A 9600-nucleotide genomic window follows, 5' to 3' on the forward strand; every position below is an offset into this window, starting at 1 on the left:
TTATCGCCGTTGCACGTCGGGTGCGCTGCAGCGGCGCAAACGTTTGTTCGTCGCGCTGTGTGATGACCAAGGGTGAGGCAACAAGTCTACGCGTCCAGCTCGTCTCAATGCAGCCGACATCAAGTTCGGCGTTATACAGGGAGGATTGAATGAAACTGACGAGACGTGAGTTTTCCGCCGGCTTGGCGGCAGGTCTCGCCGCTCCTGCGCTGCTGCGGAGCGCGCATGCGCAAGGTGCGACCATCAAGATCGGCATGTGCGCGCCCGTCACCGGCCCCGCGGCCGAATCCGGCGGCTACGCCATCAAGGGCGCCAAGCTCGCGCTCGAGGCCGTCAACAAGGCCGGCGGCATCCTCGGCAAGCAGGGCGAACTGATCGTCGAGGACGATCAGACCACCAATCCCGGCATCGTGCTGGCGTTTTCCAAGCTCGCCTCCCAGTCCGACATCGTCGGCTTCCTCGGCTCGATCCGCTCCACTCAGGTCCACGCGATGGCGCCCGACGTGTTGAAGCTCGGCAAGCCGGTGATGATCGGCGGCACCGATCCGAACCTCACCCATATGGGCAACAAGTGGCTGTTCCGCTTCCGCCCGAATGACAGCTATTCCGGCCGCGTCATCGCCGAATACGGCGTCAGCACGCTCGGCAAGAAGAAGTGGGCCGTGCTGCATTCGACCGACGCGTTCGGCACCGCCGGCGGCAAGGCGCTGACTGAAGCGCTGCAGAAGCTCGGCGCGCCGCCCGTGCTCGACCAGGGCTATGCCAACCAGAGCCAGGACTTCACGCCCGTCGTGCTCGCGATCAAGCAGTCCGGCGCCGATATCCTCGGCTCGTACTTCACCTTCGAGAACGATCTCGGCATCTTCGCCCGCCAGTTGCGTCAGCTCGGCGTGAATATTCCGTGGGTCGGCTCGCCCTCGATCGTCAACATCACCGCGCTCAAGCTCGCCGGTCCTGCGCTCTACAATACCTATGGTGTCGCCGATTACGCAGAGGATTCCAGCGACGCCTCGAAGGCGTTCGGCAAGATCTATCGCGATGCGACGAAGGTCGCGCCCGACAACCAGAGCGCCTGGACCTATGACGCCGTCACGGTGCTCGCCGCGGCGATCAACAAGGCCGGTTCGACCGAGCCCGAGAAGATCCGCGACGCGATCCTGGCGATCAAGAAATTCCCGGGTGCCGAGGGCGAATACAATTTCGACCAGAACGGCGACGGACTGCACGGCTACAACATCGTGAAGAACGACAAGGGCAAGATCGTCTTCGACAAGCACATCGAGTCCAACGACTGACGCGGGCGAGGGCCTCCCCGGCGGTCGCCGGGGAGGCCGCGTCGGTCATCCGTTGCAACGAGTTCCCCTTCAACCGAACGCTTGTCATGGATCTGGTCCTTCAACTCCTGTTCACGGGCATCGGCATCGGCGCGGTCTACGCGCTGGTCGCGCTCGGCTTCGTGCTGATCTTCCGCGCCACCAATGTGGTGAACTTCGCGCAGGGCGAATTCTCCATGGTCGCGGCCTACCTCATGGTGGTGTTCTCCGTCGATCTCGGCTGGCCCTATTGGCTGTCGTTCCTGATCGCGCTCGCCGGCATGGCGCTGCTCGGCGTCATCTTCAATCTCGGCGTCTACTATCCGTTGCGCCACCGCACCTATCTGCCCGTGATCATCGCCACCATCGGCGCCTCGATCCTGCTGTCGAATTCGGTGCTGGCGATCTACGGCCCGCAGCCACAGGTGCTGCAGGGCTGGTTCGATACGCCCGGCATCCAGCTCGGCCCGGTCTATCTCGATAGCCAGTATCTGTTGATCATCGCGGTCACGATCCTGCTGGTGCTGTTCAATTTCTGGTTCTTCGAGAAGACGCTGCTCGGCAAGAAGCTGCAGGCCACCTCGCAGGACAAGGAAATGGCCTCGCTGCTCGGCATTTCCGTCTCCACCATGATCATGATCACCTTCATCTATTCGGCCGTGCTCGGCGGTCTCGCCGGCATCCTGGTCGCGCCTGTGCTGTTCGTGTCGATCCAGATGGGCTCGACGATCGCGCTGAAGGCGTTTGCCGCGACCATCATTGGTGGCTTCGGTGACGTCACCGGCGCCATCATCGGCGGCCTCGCGCTCGGCGTGATCGAGACCTTCGGCGCCGCCTATATCTCGGTGCCGTACAAGGACGGCTTCGCCTTCCTGGTGCTGATCGCCTTCCTGATCTTCCGGCCGCAGGGCATCTTCGGCGAACGTGTCGCGGAGAAAGCATGAGCGCCAGCGACAACATTCAGGTCCCGGTGCCTGCGGTGCGTTCGAAGCCGCTGATCATCCGTCATCTGCCGTATTTTATCGGCGCAGCCGTACTGGTCGCGCTTGCCGGCAGCATGGGCTTCGACGGCTACGTCCTCAATATCTTGCTGCAGGCGACGACCTTCTCGATCGCGGTGTTCGGGTTGTCAGTCGTGCTCGGTCTCTGCGGCCAGATCAACCTGGCGCAGGCGACGTTCTTCGGTTTCGGCGCCTATGCGGTCGGTCTTGGCACCGCCGACCTGCATTTGAGCTTCTGGCCCTGCCTGGTCGGCGGCTGCATGATCGCGCTGATCGCCGGCGCGTTCCTGGGCATGTCGACGCTGCGGCTCGGCGGCCACTACCTCGCCATGGTGACGATCTCGTTCCAGCAGATCGTGACGCTGGTGATGATCAACGCCATCTGGCTGACGCACGGGCCGGACGGCGTCTCCAACATCACGCGGCCCGAGCTGTTCCAGTCCTCGCAGAGCTATCTCGCCTTCTGCGTCGCGGTGCTCGCGATCGTCGGCTATCTGGTCTGGCACCTGCCGGACACCAAGCTCGGACGTTCGATGCGCGCCGTGCGCGATAACGAGCTCGCGGCCGGGGTCAACGGCATCGACGTCTTCCGCACCAAGATCTATGCCTTCGGGATCTGCGCGCTGCTCGGCGGTTTGGCCGGCGGCCTGTTCGCCGGCGGCTTCGCCTATGTCAGCCCGGATCAATTCTCGTTCGCGGAATCGATCGGGTTCCTGACCATGTCGCTGCTCGGCGGTGTGGCCTCGCCGGTCGGATCGGTGATCGGCACCGGGCTTCTGATCCTGATTCCGGAATGGCTGCGCTTCCTCAAGAGCGTGCCGGGGCTCTATCTTGCGATCTACGGCCTGTTCGTGATCCTGATCATCCGCTTCATGCCAGACGGCATCTGGGGCTTCGTTTCCGACGCCTTCACGCGCTGGCGCGCGCACACCAAGGCGCCGCCGGTCGCGGCCGCGCTGCAGCTCAAGCCGGCGACCTCCGGCGGCGATATCGTCCTTAAGGTGACCGGGCTCACGAAGCATTTTGGTGGCCTGAAGGCAGTCGACGGTGTCGACATCGCGGTGAAGCGTGGCGGCGTGCATGCGTTGATCGGCCCGAACGGCTCCGGCAAGACCACGACGCTGAACGTGCTGTCCGGCCTCTACAAGGCCACCGCAGGCAAGATCGTGCTCGACGGCACCGACATCACCAACATGGCGCCGCATCAGCGCACGGCGGCAGGGTTGGGGCGCACCTTCCAGAACATCCGCCTGTTCCGCTCGATGACGGCGCTGGAGAACGTCGAGATCGGAGCGGAGCGTCCCGGCAACACCATGATCGGCAAAGGCGAGGACGCGCTGACCGAGCGCGCGATGGAGGCCTTGACCTTCGTCGGTCTCGGCAACCGCGCCAACGAGCTGATCTCGAGCTTCTCCTACGGCCACCAGCGCCTGATCGAGATCGCACGCGCGCTCGCGGCCAACCCGACGCTCCTCTTGCTCGACGAGCCGGCCGCCGGCCTCAACTCGACCGAGAAGCTCGAGCTGCACGAACTGCTCAAGCGCATCGCGGCACAGGGGCTCACCATCCTGATCATCGATCACGACATGACGCTGGTTTCGGAAGCCGCCCAGCACATCACGGTGCTGAACTTCGGACGCCGCATCGCGGACGGCGAGTCCATGGCGGTGCTGCGCCATCCCGACGTCGTCTCCGCCTATCTCGGGAGCGAATGATGCCGCTGCTCGAAATCCGCAATCTCGTGGTCCGCTACGGCGAGATCGAAGCGCTACGCGGCATCACGATCGCCGTGGAGCAGGGGCAGGTGGTGACGCTGCTCGGCGCCAACGGCGCCGGCAAATCGACCACGCTGCGCGCGATCTCCGGTCTCGAGAAACCCGCTTCCGGCGACATCCTGTTCGACGGTCACTCGATCGCGGGCCTCGGGCCGGAAGCGATTGTCCGGCTCGGCATCTCGCATGTGCCGGAAGGCCGCCGCGTGTTCCCGGGTCTCACGGTGAAAGAGAACATCATGCTCGGCGCGTCGAACCGGAAGGTGTCGGCGTCGCAGATCTCGCGCGAGGCCGACGCGATGTTCGACCTCTTCCCGGACATCCGGACGTTCTCCAACGCGCTCGGCTGGACGCTGTCCGGCGGTCAGCTGCAAATGGTGGCGGTCGCCCGCGGGTTGATGGCCAAGCCGCGGCTGCTGCTGTTGGATGAACCCTCGCTCGGTCTCGCGCCTGTGATCGTGCAGGCGGTGTTCCGCATCATTTCGCAGATCAGGAAGGACACCACGGTCTTGCTCGTCGAGCAAAATGCGCGCATGGGACTTTCGGTCGCCGATCACGGCTTTGTCCTGGAAACCGGACGGATTGTGCTGGGCGGCAAACCCGACGAATTGTGGGGCAATGAAGCGATTGCTGCGGCCTACCTTGGCGGTCACGCCAAGGCCCGCGCATAAATTCAGCGAGCTACGGATCCATGGTCACCATCAAGGTTGATAATCTCATCAACTTCGTTTCCGAGGTCTTCACCCATTCGGAATCGTCATCGGAAGAGGCGCGGCGCATTGCGACCTATCTGACGACCGCGAACCTCACTGGCCATGATAGCCACGGCGTGATCCGCGTGCCCGTGTATGTCAGATGGAAGAAGATGGGCTCGATCGTGCCGAACCAGACCCCCGAGGTCGTGGTCGACACGCCGTCGCTCGCAGTGGTCGACGGCAAGTTCGGCTATGGCCAGACCGTCACGCCGATCGCAGTCAAGCTCGGCATCGAGAAGTGCAAGAAAGCAGGGCTCGCTGCGGTCGCGCTGCGCAACTCCGGCCATCTCGGCCGCGTCGGCGACTGGGCGGAAATGGCGGCTGCGGAAGGTCTCGTCTCGATCCATTTCGTGACCGCGGCAGGCTCGCTCTTGGTCGCGCCCTACGGCGGCGTCGAGAAGCGCCTGTCAACCGCGCCGTATTGCGTCGGCATTCCGCGCCAGGGACAGGACCCGATCGTGCTCGATTTCGCCACCTCGGTTGTCGCCGAGGGCAAGTGCCTCGTTGCAAGCCGCGGCGGCAAGAAGCTGCCATCAGGCGCACTCGTCGATGCCGACGGCACGCTCAGCGAGGATCCGCATGTGCTATATGGCCCGTACACACCCGATGGGCCGCGCGATCACACCAAGGGCACCGGTGCGATCCGCGCCTTCGGCGATCACAAGGGCTCGGGCCTTGCGTTCATCTGTGAACTGCTCGGCGGTGCCTTGACGGGCACCGGCGCGACGTCGTCGGACCGGCGTTTCGCCAACGGCATGATGGCGTTCTACATCGATCCGAAGGTGATCGACACCAGCAACTTCTTCGATAGCGAAATCACCCGCTACACCGATTTCATCCGCGCCACCAAGCCGATCGCAGGCACGGATTCCGTGCTGGTTCCGGGCGATCCGGAGCGCAAGACCCGCGCCGAGCGCACCAGGAACGGCATCCCCTTGCCTGACGACACCTGGGCGGCGATAGTGAATACCGCGCGCGAAGTCGGCGTCAGTGAAGTCTCCATCCAGCGGGCGACCAGCTAGGGCTCGTCCTCCAAGAAACGTGAAAAGGGAACGCGATCAATGGCAAACAAAGTCAAGCAGGTCTGGGCGTCGGGCAAGGCGGTGGTGAACGCGTGGCTGGCGATCCCGTCGGGATTTTCGGCCGAAGTGATCGCGCAGTGCGGCTTCGACAGCGTCACCGTCGACATGCAGCATGGCGTGCAGGACTATCTCTCGATGGTGCAGTGCTTCCAGTCGATGCACGCCCATCCCGTCACCCCGATGGTCCGCGTGCCGTGGAATGAGCCTGGCATCATCGGCAAGGTGCTCGATGGCGGCGCCTACGGCGTGATCTGCCCGATGGTCAACACGTCGCAGGAAGCCAAGAACCTCGTCTCCTACGCCAAGTATCCGCCGAAGGGCGTCCGCTCCAACGGCCCGATCCGCGCCGGCATGTATGGCTCGGCCGGCACCTATCAGCAGACCGCGAACGACGAGATCGTGCTGCTGCCGATGATGGAGACCAAGACCGCGGTCGAGAACATGGAAGCGATCCTCGATGTCGAGGGCATCGACGGCGTCTATATCGGCCCGTCCGATCTCGGCTTCTCCTACGGCCTGGTGCCGAAGCTCGACCGCGACGAGCCGGAGATCCTGAAGATCTACGAGAAGATCATCAAGGAGTGCGGCAAGCGTGGCCTCAACCCGGGCATCCATTGCTCCGGCGCCGAAGGCGCGGTGCGCGCGATCAACATGGGCTTCAAGCTCGTGACGCTGTCGAACGAAGTCGGGTTGATGCAGACCTACGCGAAGATGCAGGTCAACCAGACCCGCGAGAAGTCCGGCGGCAAGGCGTAAGCTTCTCCACCGGCACGACCTACGTTGTTCTCCCTCGCCCCGCTCTTGCGGGGTCGAGACCAGCGAAGCTGGCTCTTAGAGGGTTGGGGTGAGGGGCCTCTATCCGGCGAGCACTGTTGTTGTAGTCAGCATTGTGCATCGCCCCTCACCCGAATTCTCGCTCTGCGAGAATTCGACCTCTCCCCGTGAAGGACGGGGAGAGGTGAAGAAGGCACCAAGGAGACCCACATGGCCCCGGCACAAGTGATCCGCCTGCATCCCGATGACAGCGTCCTAATCGCGCGCGCGAGCCTGCCGCCGGGATTGGCGGTCACCGACGGCGTCACCACGGTCGATCGCATTCCGGCTGGCCACAAGGTCGCGATCAAGCCGATCGCGCAAGGCGAGCCGATCAAGCGCTACGGCCAGATCATCGGCTTTGCCACGCAGCCGATTGCGCCCGGCCAGCACGTGCACACCCAGAATTGCGGCATGGGTGACTTCTCAAAGGACTATGCCTACGGTGTCGACGTCAAGCCGGTGCCGAACTTCGATCTGCCGGCGACCTTCGACGGCATCCGCCGTCCCGATGGCCGGGTTGCCACGCGCAACTATATCGGCATCCTCACCTCGGTGAACTGCAGCGCCCATGTCGCGGGCCTCGTCGCCGATGTCTTCAAGAAGAACCCGTTCACCGGCGAGAATCCGCTAGCCGACTTTCCGAATGTCGACGGCGTCGTCGCGCTGACCCACAAGACCGGCTGCGGCATGACCCAGGACGAGCCGCTGGCGCTGCTTCGCCGCACCCTCGGGGGCTATGCGCGGCACGTGAATTTCTCCAACGTCATCGTGCTCGGCCTCGGCTGTGAGGTGAACCAGATCGGCGGCCTGATGCAGGAGCAGAGGCTCGCCGGGCGCCTGCGTGCGATGGACATCCAGGAGGTCGGCGGCACGCGCAAGACAGTAGAAGCCGGCGTTGCCTTCGTGAAGGAAGCATTGGCCGACGCCAACAAGGTCAAGCGCGAGGCAGTACCGGCGAGCGAACTCACGGTCGCGCTGCAATGCGGCGGCTCCGACGGCTATTCCGGCGTGTCGGCCAACCCCGCGCTTGGCGCGGCGAGCGATCTTCTGGTGCGCCACGGCGGCACCGTCATCCTCTCGGAGACGCCTGAGACCTATGGCGCCGAGCATCTTCTGACGCGCCGCGCGGTCAGCCGCGAGGTCGGCGAGAAGCTCGTCGGCCTGATGCGCTGGTGGGAGGAATACACGAGCCGCGAAGGTGCCGAGATGAACGCCAATCCGAGCCCTGGCAACAAGGCCGGCGGCCTGACCACCATCCTCGAAAAGTCGCTCGGCGCGATGGCCAAGGCCGGCAGCACCAACCTTGTCGACGTGCTGCGCTATGCCGAGCCGGTGACCAAGAAGGGTTTCGTGTTCATGGACACGCCCGGCTACGACCCGGTCGCCGCGACCGGGCAGGTCGCCGGCGGCGCCAATCTCGTCTGCTTCACCACCGGCCGCGGCAGCGTGTTCGGCTGCAAGCCTGCTCCCTCGATCAAGCTCGCCACCAACACGCCGATGTACAAGCGGATGGAAGATGACATGGACGTCAATTGCGGCACCATCCTCGAGGGTGAGGAGAGCGTGCAGGAGTGCGGCCAGCGCATCTTCGACCTCATCCTCAAGACCGCATCGGGCCAGCCGACCAAGAGCGAGAGCTTCGATTTTGGCGGCGCCGAGTTCGCGCCTTGGGTGCTAGGGGCGACGATGTAAAGGGCCGAACGCCTCTACGCCGTCATTGCGAGGAGCTCGCGACAAATTGCAGAGCAAATTTGCGCTGAGCGACGAAGCAATCCATGGCTCCACTTGCGGCAGGATGGATTGCTTCGCTTCGCTCGCAATGACGGGTAGCCGGGACCACCAGCCCGTCTCCTGGGCACCCATGCCCGTTGTTAGTGCTTGATGTCGACCGGAACCAGTGTTCTGCTCAAAAAAGCTGCTGGAGCCAACGGTCCGTGTCGATATCAGTCGCACTGCATCACGTCACGCACTACAAATACGATCGGCCGATCGATCTCGGGCCCCAAACCATTCGCCTCCGTCCTGCGCCGCATACGCGCACGCCGATCCTGAGCTATTCGCTCAAGGTCACGCCATCCAATCATTTCGTGAACTGGCAGCAGGATCCGCAAGGCAACTGGCTTGCGCGTTACGTGTTTCCGGAGAAGGCAACCGAGCTCAAGATCGAGGTCGACTTCACGGCGCAGATGACCGTGGTCAATCCGTTCGATTTCTTCGTCGAGCCTTACGCCAACAGCTTTCCGTTCGACTACGCTGGCGATCTCAAGACCGAGCTCGCACCCTATCTGAAGACGGACGAGCCCGGCCCGTTGCTTGCCGCGTATCTGAATGACATTCCTCGCACGGCCGATAGCACCGTCAACTTCCTGGTCGAGCTGAATGCGCAGCTGCAAAGGAAGATCAGCTACATCGTCCGGATGGAGACCGGCGTGCAGACGCCGGAGCAGACGTTGGCCGCGGGCTCCGGCTCATGTCGTGACTCGGCATGGCTGCTGATCCAGGCGGTGCGTCATCTCGGGCTCGCCGCACGTTTCGTCTCGGGCTACCTCATTCAGATTCGACCTGACATCGATCCGCTGGAAGGGCCGCGTGAGGTCGAGAACGACTTCACCGACCTGCATGCCTGGGCGGAAGTCTATCTGCCGGGCGCCGGCTGGATCGGCTTCGACGTCACCTCGGGCATGCTGACCGGCGAGGGGCACATTCCGGTCTGCGCCACGCCGCACTACCGCTCGGCCGCGCCTGTGACGGGCACGGCCGGATTTGCCGACGCCGAATTCGCCTTCGAGATGAGCGTCAAGCGTATCCGTGAGGCGCCGCGGATCACCAAGCCGTTTTCGGATGAGGCGTGGGCGCGGCTC

8 protein-coding genes are annotated in these 9600 nt (G+C 63.8%); all 8 read left to right on the forward strand.

The annotated features are described in order from the left end of the window. Positions 1-149 precede the first annotated feature (149 nt). Positions 150-1295, forward strand: a complete 1146-nt coding sequence (locus AS156_RS13460) for an ABC transporter substrate-binding protein (protein ID WP_066504499.1) — start codon at positions 150-152, stop codon at positions 1293-1295. A gap of 86 nt (positions 1296-1381) precedes the next feature. Further along, complete coding sequence (locus tag AS156_RS13465; RefSeq protein WP_066504502.1) at positions 1382-2257, forward strand: branched-chain amino acid ABC transporter permease; 876 nt, start codon at positions 1382-1384, stop codon at positions 2255-2257. Beyond that, a complete protein-coding gene (locus AS156_RS13470) occupies positions 2254-4029 on the forward strand; it encodes a branched-chain amino acid ABC transporter ATP-binding protein/permease (RefSeq protein WP_066504505.1) in 1776 nt (591 codons plus the stop codon). The genes AS156_RS13465 and AS156_RS13470 overlap by 4 nt, the downstream gene beginning before the upstream one ends. Next, positions 4029-4757 (forward strand): ABC transporter ATP-binding protein, encoded by a 729-nt coding sequence (locus tag AS156_RS13475; RefSeq protein WP_066504774.1) that lies wholly within the window; start codon positions 4029-4031, stop codon positions 4755-4757. Before AS156_RS13470 ends, AS156_RS13475 begins: the two co-directional genes overlap by 1 nt. 20 nt (positions 4758-4777) lie before the next feature. Then, positions 4778-5863 carry a malate/lactate/ureidoglycolate dehydrogenase gene (locus AS156_RS13480; protein WP_066504506.1) on the forward strand — a complete coding sequence of 362 codons (1086 nt, stop codon included), beginning with the start codon at positions 4778-4780 and terminating at the stop codon, positions 5861-5863. A 39-nt stretch (positions 5864-5902) separates the two neighbouring features. Then, positions 5903-6679 carry an HpcH/HpaI aldolase family protein gene (locus AS156_RS13485; protein ID WP_066504513.1) on the forward strand — a complete coding sequence of 259 codons (777 nt, stop codon included), beginning with the start codon at positions 5903-5905 and terminating at the stop codon, positions 6677-6679. 228 nt (positions 6680-6907) lie between these two features. Then, on the forward strand, positions 6908-8431 hold the full coding sequence (locus tag AS156_RS13490) for a UxaA family hydrolase (protein WP_066504516.1): 1524 nt from the start codon (positions 6908-6910) through the stop codon (positions 8429-8431). A 242-nt stretch (positions 8432-8673) separates the two neighbouring features. Continuing rightward, a partial coding sequence (locus AS156_RS44330) for a transglutaminase family protein (protein WP_245312780.1) occupies positions 8674-9600 on the forward strand: 927 nt, incomplete at its 3' end.

The organism is Bradyrhizobium macuxiense, from assembly GCF_001542415.1.
Lineage (GTDB): Bacteria > Pseudomonadota > Alphaproteobacteria > Rhizobiales > Xanthobacteraceae > Bradyrhizobium > Bradyrhizobium macuxiense.